Genomic DNA, 19,079 nt, shown 5'->3' on the forward strand with positions numbered 1-19,079 from the left:
GGCCGAAGGCGGCAAGGTGAAAACCGCATTGTGCCGGGACTGGCGCGCTGGTTCAATACGTGCCATGAACGAGTCTTTCTTCCTGTTGTCGATCCTGGCCGCCACCTTCCTGGTTGCGGGCCTGGTCAAGGGCGTCACCGGCATGGGCCTGCCCACGGTGGCCATGGGCCTGCTGGGCATCGCCATGGCGCCGGCCGCCGCGGCGGCGATGCTGGTGCTGCCTTCTTTCGTGACCAATGTGCTGCAGATGACGGCGGGGCCAAGTGCCGGCCGGCTGGTGGCGCGCCTGTGGCCGATGCTGCTGGGGACCGTGGTCGGCACCGCCGGCGGCGTGGTGCTGCTGGCGCGGGTCGATCCGCAGACGTCGAGCCTGGCGCTGGGCGTGACCCTGATCCTGTACGCCGGCTATGCGCTGGCGGCGCCGAACCTGGCGCTGCCGCGCCGCCATGAACCCTGGCTGGGACCGGTGGTGGGCGTGGCGACGGGCCTGGTCACCGGCGCCACCGGTGTGTTCGTGGTGCCGGCCGTGCCTTATCTGCAGGCGCTCAGGCTCGGGAAGGATGAACTGGTGCAGGCGCTCGGCCTGTCGTTCACGGTTTCGACCGTGGCGCTGGCGATCGGGCTGGCGACGCATGGCGCCTTCGCGCTGGAGCAACTGAGCCTGTCGGCACTGGCGATCGCGCCGGCGCTGCTGGGGATGTGGATCGGGCAGGCGATCCGGGCGCGCATCAGCGCCAAGCGCTTCAGGCAGTGCTTCCTGGCCTTCTTGATCGGATTGGGACTGGAGCTGGCGTCGCGCTCATTAAGCTGAGCGCGACCGGGGAGGACACGCCGCGCAAGGCCGCGTGAGAACATCTTATTTGTAGAAGGCTTCGACCTTGCCCTTGAGCTTGATGAGCATCGGCTTGCCCTTGCGATCGAGGGTCTTGCCGGCGGCGACCTTGATCCAGCCTTCGCTGAGACAATATTCTTCGACGTCGTAGCGATCCTTGTCGTTGAAACGGATGCCGATTTCTTGCTGGAACACGTCACGGTTGTGGAAAGGGCTGCTCGGGTCGATCGACAGCCGGTCTGGGAGCGGGGGGAGGGTTGCGGTATCGTTCATAGTGCGCGAATTATCCCTCAACTCGCCGCAACATGGCGCATTTCTTTGCTCGTGTCGCCGGCACCGTCATCCTGCGTGGCGACAATCGTTGCTTGCCATCGATAGATATTTCACAAATATCGTTTCGCGGCTGTATACTTGCTGGTAAACATGAAATCATTGCCAGTTGGTTAAGAAAGAGCCTAGATGAAGTCCAATCCCCCCGCCGCCGCCGCCCCTGGCGACGACGCGCTGCCGGCCTGGCAGTTTCGCACGATCGCCGAGTTGGACGGCGACGCGGCCTTCGCCATTGCGCTGCCCACCCACCGCCTCGGCTACCTGAGCCCCGTCTTTACCGAGCTGAGCGGCTACGAACGCGACAAGCTGCAGGAAGCGCTCGACGGCGACGGCGCGTCGAGCCTGGCGCCGCTCGCGGCCTGGCTGCGCGACGCGGCCGGCGGCCAGTCCGGCGTGCGCAGCCGGCGCGAATTCGACCTGCTCGATGCCGAGGGCCGGCCGCTGGCGCTGGAAGCGCTGGCCATCGTCCCGCTGGACGATGCAGCGACCCTGGTCGGCCAGCTGCGCGACCTGTCGGCGCGGCGCGCCCATCAAAGCGAGCAAAAACGCTTCGCCAGCATGCTCAACCACGAATTCCGCACCCCGCTGGCCACCATCGACGGCGCCATCCAGCGCCTGGAGGCGACCTCGAACCATGCCGACGAGCCGACCCGCACGCGCTACCGCAAGATCGGCGCCGCGGTCGACCGCCTGATCGGGATGCTCGACGAATACCTGTCGCCGGACCGCATGGCCGCGCTCGGCCGTACGCGCCAGCCGAACACGATCACCGTGAGCGAACTGGTCGAGACCGGCGCCACCCAGATCCGCGCGGCCAACCGCGAAGCCGTGCTGCGGCTGGACGAGCTGGCATCCAGCCAGGGCGACCGGCTGCAGCATACGCTGCGCGGCGAGCCGGAAGGGCTGCGGCTGGCGCTGAAGGTCTTGATCGACAACGCGCTGGCGTTTTCGCCGCCCTCGGCCCCCGTGACGCTGCGCGCGCGGCGCAGCGGCGGCGGGGTCGAGCTGGCGGTGCTCGATGGCGGCGCCGGCGTGCCGCCGGACGACGTGGCGCGGGTCTTCGACAAGGGCTACCGTGGCCGCAACGCCGCCGGCCTGGCCGGCAGCGGCCTCGGCCTGTACATGGCGCGCTCGATCGTCGAGGTGCACGGCGGGGTGCTGAGCCTGGCGCCGGGGCAGGATGGGGCAGGCGCCGAATTCCGTCTCTGGATGCCGGCATTAGGGCTCTGAGGGAACAACTCCTTGCCTCAGACAGCCTCAGCAGTGATAATCGGACCGCAATCCAGCAAGGATAACGTTACCATTGGTATCATTGCTGGTGAAGAGAACACTATGGCCAAGGCATGACGCAGATTCTGATTGTTGAAGACAATGGCGAGTACGCCGACGACATGGCCGAGTTCCTGAAGGAGCTCGACCATGAAGTGGCGATCGCCAGGACCGCCAGCGAGATGTGGGCGGCGCTCACGCGCACGCCGGCAGGGGTGGTGGTGCTCGACCTCGGTTTGCCGGACGAGGACGGTTTCAACGTGATCCCGCGCATGCGCCAGCTATATCCTGAAATCGGGCTGTTGGTATTGACGGGCCGGGTGGCATTCGACCACCGCATCCTGGGCCTGCGCCTGGGCGCCGACCATTATTTGACCAAGCCGATCAAGTTCCCCGAACTGGCGGCCCACATCGAAGCCCTGGACCGCCGCGTGCGCCCACCCGATCCCGCCCCGGCCCCGAGCAAGTGGACCCTGCGCGTGAGCGCGCGCCAGCTCGAGCTGATGGGCAAGGTGATCGACCTGACCGAAAAAGAGTGCAATTTCCTGCACCTGCTGACGATCAACACCCGTCCGGTGCCGCGTCACGTGATCGTGGCCGGCATGGGCGGCGAAGACCCGGACGCCAGCCGCCGGGTCGACATGCTCGTCTACCGCCTGCGCAAGAAAGCCCGTTCCGGCCTCGGCCAGGACCTCCCCCTGCGCAGCGCCTACGGCGAAGGCTACAGCCTCTCCGCCGGCTTCACCCTCAATTAGGGTCAGAGTAAAATTATTGGCCAATTGCCACTCGGACAACTAGGGTCAGCGTAGAATTATTGGCCAATTTCTTCTGCAATCGTGCCAGATTTAACCAAATTTATGTAAAAGAGCACGGCAGCCATGGCGTTTAGGCCAGGTTCCGAATAAATGGGGACAGAGTCAGCCTGTTCTGAGCGCGGCTTGCGATTAATTAGGGACAGAGTCGATTTCTATTGTAGAATCGGCGGCTCACAACGAGCAGACCGCCATGGCACGCCAACCCCGACTCATCGTTCCCGAGCAACCGCACCATGTCATCCAGCGCGGCAATAACCGCCAGGTGATCTTTCGCGAACAGGCCGATTACCAGCGTTTTCTGGTCTGGCTCAAGGAAGGCGCCAAGTTCTACGACGTAGCGATCCATGCGTATGTCCTGATGCCGAACCACCTGCATTTACTGGCCACGCCCAGCGACACCACCGGCCTGGCGCTGATGATGCAGAAGGTCGGCCGGCTGTACGTACCCTGGTTCAATCACAAGTACGAGCGCAGCGGCGGCCTGTTCGAGGGGCGTTTCCGTACCTCGTTGATCGATTCGGAACGCTATTTCATGACCTGCAGCCGCTATATCGAGCTCAATCCGGTACGTGCCCAGCTCTCGATTGCCCCGGATGACTATCCCTGGTCGAGTTATGCCCACCACGCCGGCATCCGCACCGACACGCTGGTCGCCGATCACCCGCTGTTCTGGGGACTGGGCAATACCCCATTCCAGCGCGAGGCGGCGTATATCGATATGGTACGCCAAGGCCTCAGCACGGAAGAGGTCGATTTCATCACGGTCGCCATCCTCAAGAACCAGCCGCTCGGCTCGCTCACCTTCAAGACAGAACTCGAGCAAAAAACGCAACGCCAGATCCTTCCTGCCAAGCGCGGACGTCCGTTCAATCCGCCTTTGCCGCCGCTACCAGCAGCCTGAAGCGGGCAATTCTTGACATCACGGCGCGGTTATTCGCGCCGTTTTTTTTACTGAAATACCAAGTAAAATCAACAGTTTAGCGGACAATCAACTGATTTTGAACACGGGCGATTGACTCTGTCCCCAATTAATCGTCAAGATAGAAAGTTGTCAAACAATTCGACTCTGACCCTAATTATTCTGGTTGACGGGGTATTTTGCAGTGCACTATTCTCGGCGTTCGACCCCTGAAAAGTAGTGGAGATTGCCTCATGATTGCCCAAGGTTTGTATGACCCAGCCAATGAACACGATGCCTGCGGCGTCGGCTTCATCGCCCATATCAAGGGCAACAAGAGTCATTCGATTATTGAACAGGGTCTGCAGATCCTGAAGAACCTCGACCACCGGGGTGCCGTCGGCGCCGATGCGCTGATGGGCGACGGGGCCGGCATCCTCATTCAGATCCCGGACCAGTACTTCCGCGACGAAATGGCCAAGCAGGGCGTCGAGCTGCCGCCGCCCGGCGAATACGGCGTCGGCATGGTGTTCTTGCCGAAAGAGCATGCATCGCGCATCGCCTGCGAACAGGAAATCGAACGCGCCGTGCGCATCGAAGGCCAGGTCGTGCTCGGCTGGCGCAATGTGCCGGTCGACGAGACCATGCCGATGTCGCCCTTCGTGCGCGCCAAGGAACCGGTCATCCGCCAGATCTTCATCGGCCGCGGCGCGGACATCATGGTCACCGATGCACTGGAACGTAAGCTGTATGTGATCCGCAAATCGTCCGGCCACGCGATCCAGGCCCTGAAACTCCTGCACGGCAAGGAGTTCTTCGTGCCGTCGATGTCGGCACGCACCATCGTCTACAAGGGCCTGCTGCTGGCCGACCAGGTCGGCGTCTACTATAAAGACCTGCAGGATCCGCGCTGCATCTCGGCCCTGTCGCTGGTCCACCAGCGCTTCTCGACCAATACCTTCCCCGAGTGGCCGCTGGCCCACCCTTACCGCATGATCGCCCACAACGGCGAGATCAATACCGTCAAGGGCAACTTCAACTGGACCCGCGCGCGCGAAGGCACGCTCAAGTCGGCCGTGCTGGGCGACGACCTGAACAAGCTATTCCCGCTGATTTACGAAGGCCAGTCCGACACCGCCTGCTTCGACAACGCGCTTGAACTCCTGGTGATGGCCGGCTATCCGGTGGCCCAGGCGATGATGATGATGATCCCGGAAGCCTGGGAAAACCACACCGCGATGGACGACAACCGCCGCGCCTTCTATGAATATCATGCGGCCATGATGGAACCATGGGACGGCCCGGCCGCCATGGCCTTCACCGACGGCCGCCACATCGGCGGCACCCTCGACCGCAACGGCCTGCGTCCGGCGCGCTACGTCATCACCGAGGACGACCTGGTCGTCATGGCCTCCGAATCGGGCGTGCTGCCGATCCCGGAATCGCGCATCGTCAAGAAGTGGCGCCTCCAGCCGGGCAAGATGTTCCTGATCGACCTGGAAGCCGGCCGCATCATCGACGACAAGGAGCTCAAGGACAGCTTCGCCAACGCCAAGCCCTATAAGGCCTGGATCAAGTCGGTGCGCATCAAGCTCAATGAGATCAAGCTGTCCGCTTCACAGCCCGACCTGCAGTTGATCGCCGGGCGCGCAAAAGACGCGCAAGGCGAGAAACAGGCCCTGACCCTGCTCGACCGCCAGCAAGCCTTCGGCTACACGCAAGAAGACCTCAAGTTCCTGATGGCGCCGATGGCCGTGCTGGGCGAGGAAGCCACCGGCTCGATGGGCAACGATTCGCCGCTGGCCGTCACCTCGAACAAGCTCAAGCCGCTGTATAACTACTTCAAGCAGCTGTTCGCGCAAGTGACCAACCCGCCGATCGACCCGATCCGCGAAAGCATGGTCATGTCGCTGGTGTCCTTCATCGGCCCCAAGCCGAACATCCTCGACACCAACAACGTCAACCCGCCGATGCGCCTCGAGGTGTCGCAGCCGATCCTCGGCTTCGACGACATGGCGCGCCTGCGCGCCATCGGCCAGCACACCGGCGGCAAGTTCAAGGCCTATGAGCTGAACATCTGCTATCCGGTCGCCTGGGGCAAGGAAGGCATCGAAGCCTCGCTCGCCTCGCTGTGCGCCGAAGCGGTCGATGCCGTCAAGTCGGGCCACAACATCCTGATCGTGTCCGACCGCCGCCTGTCGCCCGACCTGGTCGCGATTCCCGCGCTGCTGGCCACGTCCAGCGTGCACCAGCACCTGGTGGCCAAGGGCCTGCGTGCCTCCACGGGTCTCGTGATCGAAACCGGATCGGCGCGCGAAACGCACCACTTCGCGCTGCTGGCGGGCTACGGCGCCGAAGCCGTCCACCCCTACCTGGCGCTGGAAACCCTGGCCGAACTGGCCCACGGTCTGCCGCACGAGTTGTCGGCGGAGACCGCGAGCTACAACTACATCAAGGCGATCGGCAAGGGCCTGCTCAAGGTGATGTCGAAGATGGGCATCTCCACCTATATGTCCTACTGCGGCGCCCAGATCTTCGAGGCCGTGGGCCTGAACAAGTCGCTGGTCGACAAATACTTCAAGGGCACCTCGTCGAATGTCGAAGGCATTGGCCTGTTTGAAGTGGCGGAAGAAGCGCTGCGCCTGCACGCGCTGGCCTTTGGCAACGATCCGGTGCTGGCCAATGCACTCGACGTCGGCGGCGAGTATGCCTTCCGCGTGCGCGGCGAAGACCACCTGTGGACGCCGGATGCGATCGCCAAGCTGCAGCACTCGACCCGTTCCAACAACTTCTCGACCTATAAAGAGTATGCCCAGCTGATCAACGACCAGACGCGCCGTCACCTGACCCTGCGCGGCCTGTTCGAGTTCAAGATCGACCGCGACAAGGCGATCCCGATCGAGGAAGTCGAACCAGCCAAGGACATCGTCAAGCGCTTCGCCACCGGCGCGATGTCGCTCGGCTCGATCAGCACCGAAGCCCACGCCACGCTGGCGATCGCGATGAACCGCATCGGCGGCAAGAGCAATACCGGCGAAGGCGGCGAGGATCCGGCGCGCTACCTGAACGAATTCAAGGGCATCGCCATCAAGAAGGGCGAGAGCCTGTCGTCGGTCTTGGGCAAGGACCGCGTGATGGTCGACATCCCGCTCGAAGACGGCGACTCGCTGCGCTCGAAGATCAAGCAAGTCGCGTCTGGCCGTTTCGGCGTTACCGCGGAATACCTGAACGCGGCCGACCAGATCCAGATCAAGATGGCGCAAGGCGCCAAGCCGGGCGAGGGCGGCCAGCTGCCGGGCCATAAGGTGTCCGAGTACATCGCCAGCCTGCGCTTCTCGGTGCCGGGTGTCGGCCTGATCTCGCCGCCGCCGCACCATGACATCTATTCGATCGAAGACCTGGCCCAGCTGATCCACGACCTCAAGAACGCCAACCCGCGCGCCTCGATCTCGGTCAAGCTGGTGTCGGAAGTCGGCATCGGTACCGTCGCCGCCGGTGTCTCGAAGGCCAAGGCCGACCACGTGGTGGTCGCCGGCCATGACGGCGGCACGGGCGCCTCGCCGCTGTCCTCGGTCAAGCACGCCGGCACCCCGTGGGAGCTGGGTCTCGCAGAGACCCAGCAGACCCTGGTGCTCAATGGCCTGCGTAGCCGAATCCGGGTTCAAGCAGACGGCCAGATGCGCACCGGCCGCGACGTCGTGATCGCCGCCATGCTGGGCGCCGACGAAGTGGGCTTCGCCACCGCACCGCTGGTGGTCGAGGGCTGCATCATGATGCGTAAATGCCACCTGAATACCTGCCCGGTGGGCGTGGCCACGCAAGACCCGGTGTTGCGCGCCAAGTTCCAGGGCAAGCCCGAACACGTGGTGAACTACTTCTTCTTCGTCGCCGAAGAAGCACGCCAGATCATGGCCCAGCTGGGCATCCGCACCTATGACGAATTGATCGGCCGCGCCGACCTGCTGGATAAATCGAAGGCGATCGGCCACTGGAAGGCGCAGGGCCTGGACTTCTCGAACATCTTCTACCAGCCGCAGGTCGACTGTCGCACCTCGCTCTACCACACGAGCGGGCAAGACCACGGCCTCGACAAGGCGCTGGATCATAAACTGATCGCGCAGGCCAAGGCCGCGCTGGAAAAGGGCGAGCGCGTCTCGTTCATCTCGCCGGTCAAGAACCTGAACCGCACCGTCGGCGCCATGCTGTCGGGCGAAGTCGCCAAGCGCTATGGCCACGCCGGCCTGCCGGACGACACCATCCACATCCAGCTGCAAGGCACGGCGGGCCAGTCGGCGGCGGCCTTCCTGGCCGGCGGCATCACGATGGACCTGGTCGGCGAAGGCAACGACTACGTCGGCAAGGGCCTGTCGGGCGGCCGCATCATCGTGCGCCCGAACACCGAATTCCGCGGCTGGGCGGTGGACAACATCATCGTCGGCAATACCGTGATGTATGGCGCGATCTCGGGCGAAGCCTTCTTCAATGGCGTGGCCGGCGAACGCTTCGCGGTGCGTAACTCGGGCGCCATCGCGGTGGTCGAGGGCTGCGGCGACCACGGTTGCGAATACATGACCGGCGGTACCGTGGTCGTGCTGGGCGAGACCGGCCGTAACTTCGCGGCCGGCATGTCGGGCGGCGTGGCCTTCGTCTACGACCCGAAAGGCGAGTTCGCGGGCCGCTGCAACACCACGATGGTCAACCTGGAGCCGGTGCTGTCGGCCAAGGAGCAGAGCGACCCGGCGGCCTGGCACAGCCAGACCCGCAATGGCGAGCGCGAATGCGATGAAACCATCCTGCGCCGCCTGATCGAGCGTCACTTCAAGCACACCGGCAGCACGCGCGCGCGCAACCTGCTGGATGACTGGGCCAATAGCCGCGCCAAGTTCGTCAAGGTGTTCCCGACCGACTACAAGCGCGCCCTCGAGGAGATGCACAACTCGAGCATGGAAGAAGCGAACGACAAGATCGAACTGGCCGCCTGAGCGCCGTAGAAAAGGAAAACATTGTGGGCAAAATCACCGGTTTCATGGAATTCGCACGGCAGGAAGAGGAATACCTCGACCCGCCCGTCCGTCTCAAGAACTACAAGGAATTCGTCGTCACCCTGACCGACGGCCAGGCCAAGGTGCAGGGCGCGCGCTGCATGGATTGCGGCATCCCCTTCTGCAATACGGGCTGCCCGGTCAACAATATGATCCCGGACTGGAACGACCTGGTCTTCCATGGCAACTACCGCCATGCGCTGGACAACCTCCATTCGACCAATAACTTCCCCGAGTTCACCGGCCGCATCTGCCCAGCGCCGTGCGAATCGGCCTGTACCCTGGGCATCAACGACGACCCGGTCGGCATCAAGTCGATCGAGCGCAAGATCATCGATACCGGCTGGGAGCACGGCTGGGTGGTGCCGCAGCCACCGAGCGTCAAGACCGGCAAGAAGGTCGCCATCGTCGGCTCCGGCCCCGCCGGCCTGGCCGCGGCCCAGCAACTGGCGCGCGCCGGCCACGACGTGACGGTGTTCGAGAAGAGCGACCGCATCGGCGGCCTGCTGCGCTACGGGATCCCCGACTTCAAGATGGAGAAGGACCTGATCGACCGCAGGGTCGCGCAGATGCAGGCCGAAGGCGTGACCTTCCGCACCAGTGTCCTGATCGGCAAGGATTTCCCGGCCACGGTCAGCAATATGGCGTGCGAGACCATCTTCCCGGAAGACCTGGAAAAAGACTTCGACGCCGTGGTCCTGGCCGGCGGCGCCGAGCAGCCGCGCGACCTGCCGGTGCCGGGCCGCCAGCTGAAAGGCGTGCACTTCGCGATGGACTTTTTGCCGCAGCAGAATCGCGTAAATGCGGGTGACAAGGTCAAGGACCAGATCAAGGCGACGGCCAAGCACGTGGTCGTGATCGGCGGCGGCGACACCGGCTCGGACTGCGTCGGCACCTCGAATCGCCATGGCGCTGCTTCGGTGACCCAGTTCGAACTGATGCCGCAGCCGCCGGAGCAGGAAAACAAGCCGCTGGTCTGGCCTTACTGGCCGACCCGCCTGCGCACCTCGTCCTCGCACGAGGAAGGCTGTGAACGTGACTGGGCGGTGGCGACCAAGCGCCTGGAAGGCAAGGGCGGCAAGGTCGAGAAGCTGATCGCCTGCCGCGTCGAATGGAAGGACGGCAAGATGGCCGAAGTGCCGGACAGCGAATTCGAACTCAAGGCCGACCTGGTGTTCCTGGCGATGGGCTTCGTCTCGCCGGTGCAGCAGGTGCTGGACGCCTTCGGCGTGCAGAAGGACCCGCGTGGCAACGCGCGCGCCGCGACCGAAGGCGAAGGCGCCTACCAGACCTCGAACCCGAAGCTGTTCGCGGCCGGCGACATGCGCCGTGGCCAGTCGCTGGTGGTGTGGGCGATCCGCGAAGGCCGCCAGTGCGCGCGCTCGGTCGACGAGTTCCTGATGGGCGTGTCGAACCTGCCGCGCTAGGCGTGCAATAAAACCTCAGGTGCGGCTGCGCAAGGCGGCCGCCACCGCCTTCGCTCCCGCATCGATTGCCGCCTCGTCGAAAGCGGCGAAACCCATCACCAGCGATGGCGGCAGCTGCGCCTGCGCGCAATAGCGCGCGAGCGGAAACGCCGTCAGCCCGGCCGCATTCAGGCGCTGCCAGGCATCGCGCTCCTCATGCGCCACCAGGCGCGTCACCACATCCAGCCCCGCCGTCACCGCCGGCACTTCGATCAAGCCGGACCAATGGCGCTGCGCCGCCTGTTCGAACGCAGCCGCGCGGCCGGCATACACGCGCCGCATGCGCCGCACGTGGCGGTCGAAATGGCCATCGTCGATGAAGTCGGCCAGCACCGCCTGCGACAGCGCATTGGCATTGCGCGCAGCCAGCGAGGCGGCGCGAATGAACGGGTCGACCAGCTGCCAGGGCAGGGCGACGAAGGCCAGGCGGATCGCCGGGAACAGCAGCTTGCTGAAGGTGCCGGCCAGGACCACGTGCGATTCGGCGCCTTCCATGCTGCGCAGCGCCGGCACCGGCTTGGCCGAGAAGCGGTATTCGCTGTCGTAATCGTCCTCGAACACGATGGCGCCGTGCGTGCGCGCCCACTGCAGCAGGGCCAGCCGGCGTTCAGGCGACAGCGCCATGCCCAGCGGCGCCTGGCGCGCCGGCGTCACATAGGCTAGCCGCGCATCCGGTGCGCAGGCAATCGCATCGTGCACCCGCATGCCGTCGCCATCCAGGGCGACGTCGACTACCCGCGCGCCGTGGGCGTGCATGGCCTGGCGCGCGCCGGGATAGCCGGGATCTTCCATCCACACCGCGTCTCCCGGCGCGACCAGCAGGCGCAGGCAGATGTCGAGTGCCTGCTGCACGCTACCCAGCACCACGATCTGGTCGGGCGAGACCGACACGCCGCGCGCCAGGTCGAGGTGGCGCGCGATCGCCGCGCGCAGCGCCGCCAGGCCCGCGGCTTCGTTCTCGGACAGGATCGCCAGTTTCGAGGTGCGCAGATGGCGGCCGTGCAGGCGCCGCCACAGGTCGATGGGAAAGCCGCGCACGTCGCAGCGGTGCGGGTGGAAGGTGGGCGGCAGGCCGCTGCCGGGCCGCAGCGGGAAGGCCGGCGCCTGGTCGCCGATATTGCGCAGCCAGGGGCCGCCCGGCTCGAACCGCATCGGCACTTCGAGCACCCGTACCGGGGCCGGCCCGGCCTGCAGGCTGGCGTCCGGCAGCACCCGGCTGACCCGGGTGCCGCTGCCGTGCCGGGCCTGCAGATAGCCTTCGGACAGCAGCTGGTCGTAGGCCAGTTGCACGGTGCCGCGCGCCATCGTGTATTGCTGGGCCAGCGCGCGGGTGCCGGGCAGCAGGGCGCCCTCGGGCAGGCGCCCATCGAGGATGGCCTGGCGCAGGCTGCGGTACAGCCAGCGCTGCAGGGTCTCGCCCCGGTCCGGCGCGCCCAGGGCCAGGGCGCCGCGGCTCGATCGTGTGGTGGATGCCTCTGTCATGGGAAGTGGATCAATCGTTTGTGAGAGGACTGGATCAATACATCGGGCCAGTCTACCGCCAGAATGCTTCCATCGACAACCCAGCGACAACCAACTCCGAGGAGACCATCATGATCCAGAACGTCATCATCGCCGGCAACGGCTTCGCCGGCCTGTGGGCCGCCATCGCCGCCGCCCGCGCCGCCCACGTCGCAGGCAAGTCGGACGAACTTTCGATCACCGTGGTCTCGCCAGTCGCAGCGCTCCATATGCGTCCGCGCCTGTACGAGGCTACCCTCGACAATATGGCCCCCGAACTGGGCCCGCTGTTCACCGCCATCGGCGTGCGCCACGTGGCCGGCCGCATTGAAAAAATCGACGCCAAGGGCCGCCAGGTCGACGTCGCGTTGAACGACGGCAGCCGCAGCACCTTGCCCTATGACCGCTTCGTGCTCGCCACCGGCAGCCAGGTCCTGACGCCGGACGTGCCGGGCCTGGCCGAGTATGGCTTCAACGTCGACCAGCTACAACAGGCCGAAAGGCTGGAACAACACCTGCAAGGCCTGGCCGCGAGGCCGCAAAGCGAGACGCGCGACACGGTGGTGGTGGTCGGCGCCGGCTTCACCGGCATCGAGACCGCGTCCGACATGCCGGAACGCCTGCGCGCCATCCTGGGCCAGGATGCCAGTGTGCGGGTGCTGATGTTGGAACATGCGCCAGTGGTAGGCCCTGAACTTGGCGCCGGTCCGCGTCCGGTGATCGAGGAAGCGCTGCGCGAAGTCGGCGTCGAGACCTTCACCTCTAGCGGCGTGGCCGCGATCGACGCCGATGGCGTGGTCACCGCCGACGGCCGCCGCTTTTTTGCTTCGACCGTGATCTGGACCGCCGGCATGCGCGCCAATCCGCTGGCCGAGCAGATCGGCGGCGAAATCGACCGCTTCGGCCGGGTGCACGCCGATCCCTACCTGCGGGCGCCCGGCGCCGACGGTATCTACGTCAGCGGCGACGTGGCGCGCGCCGCCACCGACAACGAAGGCAATGTGGCCGCGATGTCGTGCCAGCACGCGCTGAGCCTGGGCCGGGTGGCCGGCTACAACGCGGTGGCCGAACTGGTGGGCCTGCCGCTGCACGCCTACAGCCAGCCGAAGTACGTGACCTGCCTCGACCTCGGTCCATGGGGCGCCTTGTATACGGAGGGCTGGGATCGCCAGGTCAGGCTGACGCGCGCAGAAGGCAAGGCGCTCAAGCGCGCCATCAACACCGAGTGGATCTATCCGCCGGCCCCGGACCGCGACGCCGCCTTCGCGCTGGCGCGTCCCGACCACGTCATCGTTCCGTGAAGGAGGGCGGCATGAGCGACATCGACCTGGCCCGTGGCAACAGGATCGCCACCTCCAGCACCTTGCAGGCGCACTGGTTCGCGGCGCCGCTGGCGGCAGCCGTCTATCCCTGGCTGCTGGCGCTGTATCACGGCGCAGCCAGGGCGGTCGAGCGCGGCGATGGCGCCGGCGCCTGGCTCGGCGCCGGCCTGGCCCTGGCGGCGGCGCTGGCGATGCCGGCGATCGCCTTCGGCGCCGCGCTGCGCCTGGGCCGCATACCGGACCCCAGCGCGGCCGAACTGGCGGCGCGCCGCACCGCGCTGCTGGCGGTGGCGGTGCCGCCGATGTTCACGCTGACCGGCGTCGGCGCGCTGCTGCTCGGCCATCCGGACTGGGACATCGGCTTCCTGCTGGTGGTGTGGGCCGCACTGGCGTTGCGCATCGCCAGCGCCGACCGCGCGCCGCAACGCCAGGCGGCGCCTGGCCCGGCCGGCGCGACCGGCAACTGGCGCCGCGCGCACGGCTTCGGCGCCGTGCTGGCGATCCTGTTCCTGTGCTTCCACTTCAGTAACCACCTGGTCGGCCTGGTCGGACCGGAAGCCCATATGGCGGTGATGAAGGTGCTGCGCGTGGTGTACCGCTCGCCGTTCGTCGAGCCGCTGCTGATCGGCGTGTTCGCCTTCATGATCGTGACCGGTTCGCGGCTGGCCTGGCGCTGGAGCGCGCGGCCGATGGATGCGGCGCGCACCCTGCAGGTGGCCGGCGGCGTGTTTCTGGTGTGGGCCGTGATCAGCCATGTCAACGCAGTGCTGTACCTGGCGCGCGTGCACTTCGGGATCGACACCGACTGGGGTTTCGCGGTCGGGGCGCCGGTGGGCATGCTGCTCGATTCCTGGAATATCCGGCTGCTGCCGTATTACCTGGGCGCGGTATTCTTCGTGGTGGCCCATGCCTTCTGCGGCCTGCGCATCGTGATGCTGGCGCACCATGCGCCGCGCGCCAGTGCCGACCGCGTGCTGGTGGGCGGCACGCTGTTCGCCGCGCTGCTGGCCACCGTCATCATCCTCGCGATGTGCGGCCTGCGCCTGCATTTCGCCTGATTTCACTATCGACATTGGAGCAACAGATGAACATCCTGCACATCAGCGCCAGCCCGCGCGGCGCGCAAGCGGCCAGCCGCGCCTTGTCCAACCAGGTCGTCGCGCGCCTGCTGGCGCGCCATCCCGGCGCCAGCGTCACGCTGCGCGAACTGGCCGGCGGCGAAGACGGCGACGACAGTACGGCGCTGCCGCATATCGACGCCGGCTATGCGCTGGCCCTGTCGAGCGCCGCCAACGAGCCGGGCGTCGATGGCGCGCAGCTGCGCTCCGATGGCCTGATCGAGGAGCTGGTGCGGGCCGACATCGTCGTGATCGGCACGCCGATGCACAATCTCACCGTGCCCTCGACCCTGAAATCCTGGATCGACCACGTGGTGCGCATCAACCGCACCATGCGGCCCACGCCCGAGGGCAAGGTCGGCAACCTGCATGACCGCCCGGTCTACCTGGCCCTGGCCAGCGGGGGCTGGCGCACCGGCGAACGGGCGCGCCAGCCAGACTTTCTCGAACCCTATCTGCGGGCCATCCTGGCCATGATCGGCCTGAAGGACGTGACGGTGTTTTCGGCCGAAGGGCTGGCGCTGGGGGCGGAGCGGGAGGCCGAGGGGCGGGCCCGGGCCTCGGCCGAGGTGGGGCGTCATTTCGGCGCTTGAGCTTGCGACGACAAATCAGCGACAAAGTGTTGCATATTATGTCACTTGTTATTTCTGCATCGCGCCTCATATGATGGTGCGATGCAAAAAGAGACAAGATCGTGTCAGTAATTAGGAGGAGCTTAAATCGGCTCCTTCGGCGGTTTATGACACCGCTCTTGTTGATACAATTCAACAAGAGCAATATTGCGAAACATACATATCACAACAAAAACAAACACTTATGAGTTGAAATAGCTGACTCATTAGTTATTAGTGTTGTAATAGTGCGTCGCCAACCGGGGGTAAAATCGGGTCCCCCAAGCAGGTAAATAGCTTTCTGCACTACAATACCGGATTCCCCAAACATTAATTATGCTGTGTCGAACCTAGTCGAAATCCGCGATCTGCATTTTGCTTACGGTGAGCGTTCAATCCTGTCGAATCTCCGTATGGACTTCCCACGTGGCAAGCTTATTGCCGTCATGGGCGGATCGGGTTGCGGCAAGACCACGGTGCTGCGCCTGATCGGCGGCCAGATCCGTCCCCAGCGCGGCGAAGTCCGTATCGGTGGCGAAGTCGTGCACCGGCTCGATACCGAAGGCCTGTACCGCCTGCGCCGCCGCATGGGCATGCTGTTCCAGTTCGGCGCCCTGTTTACCGACCTGTCGGTATTCGATAACGTCGCCTTCCCGCTGCGCGAGCACACCGACCTGCCCGAAGAAATCATTCGCGACCTGGTCCTGATGAAACTCAACGCCGTCGGCCTGCGCAATGCGCACCGCCTCAAGCCGGCCGAGATCTCGGGCGGCATGGCGCGCCGCGTGGCCGTGGCGCGCGCAGTGGCGCTGGACCCCGAACTGATCATGTACGACGAGCCGTTCGCCGGCCTCGACCCGATCTCGATGGGCGTGACCGCTAACCTGATCCGCAACCTGAACGACGCGCTGGGCTCGACCTCGATCCTCGTCTCGCACGACGTGCACGAATGCTTCGCGATCGCCGACTACGTGTACTTCATGTCCGCTGGCAAGATCGTGGCCGAGGGCACGCCGGACGACCTGCGTGTCTCGGAAGACCCCTACGTGAAACAATTCGTCAACGCCGCCCCGGACGGCCCGGTGCCCTTCCACTATCCCGGCAAGTCGCTGGCCGATGACCTGGGCCTGGGAGCGCGCACATGATCGCCCGCGTCCTCGGCCTGGTCGGCTGCACCGTGCGCGAGGCCTTCGCCGGCCTCGGCTTCGCCGTGCGCTCCTTCTTCAGTGTGCTGAAAGTCTCACCCGGTGCGTTTCGCCGTCCGGGCCTGATTTCCGAGCAGATTCATTTCATCGGTAACTATTCGCTGGTGATCATCGCCGTGTCGGGCCTGTTCGTCGGCATGGTGCTGGGCCTGCAGGGTTACTACACCCTGAACCAGTACGGCGCCGAACAGATGCTGGGCCAGGTGGTCGCCCTGTCGCTGGTGCGCGAATTGGGGCCGGTGGTCACGGCGCTGCTGTTCGCCGGCCGCGCCGGCACCTCGCTGACCGCGCAGATCGGCCTCATGAAGGCGGGCGAGCAATTGTCGGCCATGGAAATGATGGCCATCAACCCGGTGCAGCGTGTGCTGGCCCCGCGTTTCTGGGCCGGCGTCATCGCCATGCCCGTGCTGGCGACCGTGTTTTCGGCGGTGGGCGTGCTGGGCGGCTACCTGGTCGGCGTCAAGCTGATCGGTGTCGATGAAGGTTCCTTCTGGGCCCAGATGCAATCCGGCGTCGATGTGCGAGATGACGTACTGAACGGCGTGATTAAAAGCTTTATCTTTGGCATCGCAGTGACCTTTACCGCCCTGTTCCAGGGGTATCAGGCCCAGCCGACGCCGGAAGACGTGTCGCGCGCAACCACGCGCACGGTCGTGATCGCATCGTTGCTGGTCTGGGGTCTGAACTTCGTCATGACCGCCCTGATGTTTAATAAATAATTAAATCGGTTACTGTAAGGTATTCAAATGCATCGCAAAACTATCGACGTCTGGGTCGGCTTGTTCGTTCTGCTGGGTCTGGCCGCGCTGCTATTCCTGGCTTTCCAGGCAGGAAATATGAGGACGCTGTCCTTCGGCCAGACGTATTCGGTCACGGGCCGTTTCGACAATATCGGCGGGCTCAAGCCACAGGCGCCGGTCAAGAGCGCCGGCGTGGTGGTCGGTCGCGTGGGTGACATCACCTTCGACGACAAGAGCTTCCAGGCATCAGTACGCCTCGATATGGAAACGGAATATAAATTCCCTAAAGACAGTTCGCTGAAGATCTTGACTGCTGGCCTGTTGGGCGAGCAATACATCGGCATCGAAGCCGGTGGCGACGAAAAGAACCTGGCGGAAGGCGATCGCATCAATCGCACCCAGTCGGCGACGGTCCTGGAAGACTTGATTAATCAATTTATCTACAGCAAAGCTGCAGAAGGAAAGGAAGGTAGTGAATGAACTACGCCGTCACGCTCTCGCACTTGCGCCTCGGCGCCGCCGCCGCTGCCATCCTGGTCCTGACCGGGTGCGCCACCACTGCCAATAATCCCCAGGATCCGCTGGAAGGCTATAACCGCGCCATGTTCGGCTTCAACGACGCGGTCGACCGCGCCGTGCTCAAGCCGGTGGCTACCGGTTACAAGAACGTGGTGCCGGGCTTCGCCCAGACCGGGGTCGGTAATTTCTTCGGCAACCTGTCGGACGCCTGGAGCTCGGTCAACAACCTGCTGCAGGGCAAGCCCGAGCAAGCCGGCACCGACTTCGGCCGCGTTGCGCTGAACTCGACCTTCGGCATCTTCGGCCTGCTCGATATCGCGTCCGAAGCCGGCATGCAGAAAAGCGACGAGGATTTCGGCCAGACCTTGGGCAAATGGGGCGTGCCAAGCGGCCCGTACTTGATTTTGCCGCTGCTGGGCCCATCTACGGTGCGTGATACCGCAGCATTGCCGGCCGATATCGGCGGCGATATCTGGAAATACAAGGAACCGGCCAACTGGCGCAATATCGGCGCCGCGATCCGGATCGTCGATACCCGCGCTTCGCTGCTCGACGCGTCCAGCCTGCTCGAAGACGCCGCGCTCGACCGTTACGAGTTCTTGCGCGACGGCTACCTGCAGCGCCGCCAGAGCCAGGTGTATGACGGCGACGTGCCGCGCCAGGCTGTCGACGAGGGCGACGCCGAAGCGCCGGCCGCGAAGCAGTAATCAGATAAACCGTGCGCGCGGCCGTCGCCGCCGCCAACCGAAAGGAAACCGATGAAGCCATTCATGCACCTGGTAGCAGCCGCGGCCACCGTGGCCATCTCCACCGTCCTGGTCGCCGCCCCGGTGGCCGCCGCCGAAGCGCCGGACGCGCTGGTCAAGCGCATCAGCAATGAAGTGATCGACAGCGTCAAGGCCGACAAGGACATCCAGTCCGGCAACCGCAGCAAGATCATGGGCCTGGTCAATGAAAAGATCCTGCCCTACGTCGACGCCGAGAAGATGACCCAGCAGGCGGCCGGCCGCCACTGGCGCAGCGCCACCCCGGAACAGAAGCAGAAGCTGACGAAAGAGTTCCGCGACCTGCTGGTGTATACCTATGCCGGCGCGCTGTCGACCATCAAGAACGAGACCGTCGAGTTCAAGCCGATGCGCGGCGCGCCGACCGATAGCGACGTCGAAGTGCGCTCGCAGGTGAACGTCGCCCGCGGCGAACCGATCACCCTGAACTACCGCCTGAGCAACGAAAAAGGCAGCTGGAAGATCTATGACGTGAACGTGCTGGGCGCCTGGCTGGTCCAGACCTACACCAGCACCTTCAACAGCGAGATCAGCAAGAGCGGCGTCGATGGCCTGATCAAGCGCCTGGCCGACCGCAACGCCCAGCTGGCATCCAAGCCGCTGGCCGCGCCGGCCAAGTGACCGACT

General features: G+C 64.9%; 16 protein-coding genes. 14 read left to right on the forward strand and 2 right to left on the reverse strand.

Features of this window, described 5'->3' with window-relative positions; genetic code table 11:
• Positions 1 to 64 precede the first annotated feature (64 nt).
• Entirely contained in the window at positions 65 to 811 is a 747-nt protein-coding gene (locus tag E8M83_RS07700) for a sulfite exporter TauE/SafE family protein (RefSeq protein WP_137172762.1), read from the forward strand.
• A gap of 45 nt (positions 812 to 856) precedes the next feature.
• Here the strand turns inward: E8M83_RS07700 and E8M83_RS07705 are convergent, their stop codons facing one another.
• Entirely contained in the window at positions 857 to 1,105 is a 249-nt protein-coding gene (locus E8M83_RS07705; protein WP_137172763.1) for a DUF3297 family protein, read from the reverse strand.
• Positions 1,106 to 1,291: 186 nt separating this feature from the next.
• Between E8M83_RS07705 and E8M83_RS07710 the strand changes: the two genes are divergently transcribed.
• From E8M83_RS07710 to E8M83_RS07730, 5 genes are all read left to right on the forward strand, one after another.
• Complete coding sequence (locus tag E8M83_RS07710) at positions 1,292 to 2,392, forward strand: sensor histidine kinase KdpD (protein WP_137172764.1); 1,101 nt, start codon at positions 1,292 to 1,294, stop codon at positions 2,390 to 2,392.
• A 113-nt stretch (positions 2,393 to 2,505) separates the two neighbouring features.
• A complete protein-coding gene (locus tag E8M83_RS07715; RefSeq protein ID WP_137172765.1) occupies positions 2,506 to 3,186 on the forward strand; it encodes a response regulator transcription factor in 681 nt (226 codons plus the stop codon).
• Between the two features lie 250 nt (positions 3,187 to 3,436).
• Complete coding sequence (locus E8M83_RS07720) at positions 3,437 to 4,147, forward strand: transposase (protein ID WP_137172766.1); 711 nt, start codon at positions 3,437 to 3,439, stop codon at positions 4,145 to 4,147.
• Between the two features lie 251 nt (positions 4,148 to 4,398).
• Positions 4,399 to 9,126, forward strand: a complete 4,728-nt coding sequence (locus E8M83_RS07725; protein ID WP_137172767.1) for a glutamate synthase-related protein — start codon at positions 4,399 to 4,401, stop codon at positions 9,124 to 9,126.
• Positions 9,127 to 9,149: 23 nt separating this feature from the next.
• Positions 9,150 to 10,613: a glutamate synthase subunit beta gene (locus E8M83_RS07730; RefSeq protein WP_137172768.1), complete on the forward strand. Its 1,464-nt coding sequence runs from the start codon at positions 9,150 to 9,152 to the stop codon at positions 10,611 to 10,613.
• Between the two features lie 15 nt (positions 10,614 to 10,628).
• Here E8M83_RS07730 and E8M83_RS07735 read toward each other — a convergent pair whose 3' ends face one another.
• Positions 10,629 to 12,134: a PLP-dependent aminotransferase family protein gene (locus tag E8M83_RS07735; RefSeq protein ID WP_137172769.1), complete on the reverse strand. Its 1,506-nt coding sequence runs from the start codon at positions 12,132 to 12,134 to the stop codon at positions 10,629 to 10,631.
• 110 nt (positions 12,135 to 12,244) lie between these two features.
• Between E8M83_RS07735 and E8M83_RS07740 the strand changes: the two genes are divergently transcribed.
• From E8M83_RS07740 to E8M83_RS07775, 8 genes are all read left to right on the forward strand, one after another.
• On the forward strand, positions 12,245 to 13,453 hold the full coding sequence (locus E8M83_RS07740) for an NAD(P)/FAD-dependent oxidoreductase (RefSeq protein WP_137172770.1): 1,209 nt from the start codon (positions 12,245 to 12,247) through the stop codon (positions 13,451 to 13,453).
• Positions 13,454 to 13,464: 11 nt separating this feature from the next.
• A complete protein-coding gene (locus E8M83_RS07745) occupies positions 13,465 to 14,532 on the forward strand; it encodes a hypothetical protein (RefSeq protein WP_137172771.1) in 1,068 nt (355 codons plus the stop codon).
• Positions 14,533 to 14,558: 26 nt separating this feature from the next.
• A complete protein-coding gene (locus tag E8M83_RS07750; protein WP_137172772.1) occupies positions 14,559 to 15,185 on the forward strand; it encodes an FMN-dependent NADH-azoreductase in 627 nt (208 codons plus the stop codon).
• 359 nt (positions 15,186 to 15,544) lie between these two features.
• On the forward strand, positions 15,545 to 16,348 hold the full coding sequence (locus E8M83_RS07755; RefSeq protein ID WP_137172773.1) for an ABC transporter ATP-binding protein: 804 nt from the start codon (positions 15,545 to 15,547) through the stop codon (positions 16,346 to 16,348).
• Positions 16,345 to 17,127, forward strand: coding sequence for a lipid asymmetry maintenance ABC transporter permease subunit MlaE (gene mlaE / locus E8M83_RS07760; protein WP_137172774.1), 783 nt, complete (start codon positions 16,345 to 16,347; stop codon positions 17,125 to 17,127). The genes E8M83_RS07755 and mlaE overlap by 4 nt, the downstream gene beginning before the upstream one ends.
• A 27-nt stretch (positions 17,128 to 17,154) precedes the next feature.
• Positions 17,155 to 17,628: an outer membrane lipid asymmetry maintenance protein MlaD gene (gene mlaD / locus E8M83_RS07765; protein ID WP_137172775.1), complete on the forward strand. Its 474-nt coding sequence runs from the start codon at positions 17,155 to 17,157 to the stop codon at positions 17,626 to 17,628.
• Positions 17,625 to 18,374 (forward strand): VacJ family lipoprotein, encoded by a 750-nt coding sequence (locus E8M83_RS07770; protein WP_137172776.1) that lies wholly within the window; start codon positions 17,625 to 17,627, stop codon positions 18,372 to 18,374. Before mlaD ends, E8M83_RS07770 begins: the two co-directional genes overlap by 4 nt.
• A gap of 51 nt (positions 18,375 to 18,425) precedes the next feature.
• Positions 18,426 to 19,073, forward strand: a complete 648-nt coding sequence (locus tag E8M83_RS07775; RefSeq protein WP_137172777.1) for a phospholipid-binding protein MlaC — start codon at positions 18,426 to 18,428, stop codon at positions 19,071 to 19,073.
• The last annotated feature ends 6 nt before the right edge of the window (positions 19,074 to 19,079 follow it).

The sequence above is a fragment of the Massilia sp. HP4 genome, assembly GCF_005222695.1.
Classification (GTDB): Bacteria; Pseudomonadota; Gammaproteobacteria; order Burkholderiales; family Burkholderiaceae_D; genus Telluria.

Coding starts and splice junctions, on each gene's coding strand:
- E8M83_RS07740 (WP_137172770.1), top strand. CDS start 12,245: ATGATCCAGAACGTCATCATCGCCGGCAACGGCTTCGCCGGCCTGTGG.
- E8M83_RS07700 (WP_137172762.1), top strand. CDS start 65: ATGAACGAGTCTTTCTTCCTGTTGTCGATCCTGGCCGCCACCTTCCTG.
- E8M83_RS07735 (WP_137172769.1), bottom strand. CDS start 12,134: ATGACAGAGGCATCCACCACACGATCGAGCCGCGGCGCCCTGGCCCTG.
- E8M83_RS07745 (WP_137172771.1), top strand. CDS start 13,465: ATGAGCGACATCGACCTGGCCCGTGGCAACAGGATCGCCACCTCCAGC.
- E8M83_RS07770 (WP_137172776.1), top strand. CDS start 17,625: ATGAACTACGCCGTCACGCTCTCGCACTTGCGCCTCGGCGCCGCCGCC.
- mlaD (WP_137172775.1), top strand. CDS start 17,155: ATGCATCGCAAAACTATCGACGTCTGGGTCGGCTTGTTCGTTCTGCTG.
- E8M83_RS07705 (WP_137172763.1), bottom strand. CDS start 1,105: ATGAACGATACCGCAACCCTCCCCCCGCTCCCAGACCGGCTGTCGATC.
- E8M83_RS07715 (WP_137172765.1), top strand. CDS start 2,506: ATGACGCAGATTCTGATTGTTGAAGACAATGGCGAGTACGCCGACGAC.
- E8M83_RS07710 (WP_137172764.1), top strand. CDS start 1,292: ATGAAGTCCAATCCCCCCGCCGCCGCCGCCCCTGGCGACGACGCGCTG.
- E8M83_RS07725 (WP_137172767.1), top strand. CDS start 4,399: ATGATTGCCCAAGGTTTGTATGACCCAGCCAATGAACACGATGCCTGC.
- E8M83_RS07775 (WP_137172777.1), top strand. CDS start 18,426: ATGAAGCCATTCATGCACCTGGTAGCAGCCGCGGCCACCGTGGCCATC.
- E8M83_RS07750 (WP_137172772.1), top strand. CDS start 14,559: ATGAACATCCTGCACATCAGCGCCAGCCCGCGCGGCGCGCAAGCGGCC.
- mlaE (WP_137172774.1), top strand. CDS start 16,345: ATGATCGCCCGCGTCCTCGGCCTGGTCGGCTGCACCGTGCGCGAGGCC.
- E8M83_RS07720 (WP_137172766.1), top strand. CDS start 3,437: ATGGCACGCCAACCCCGACTCATCGTTCCCGAGCAACCGCACCATGTC.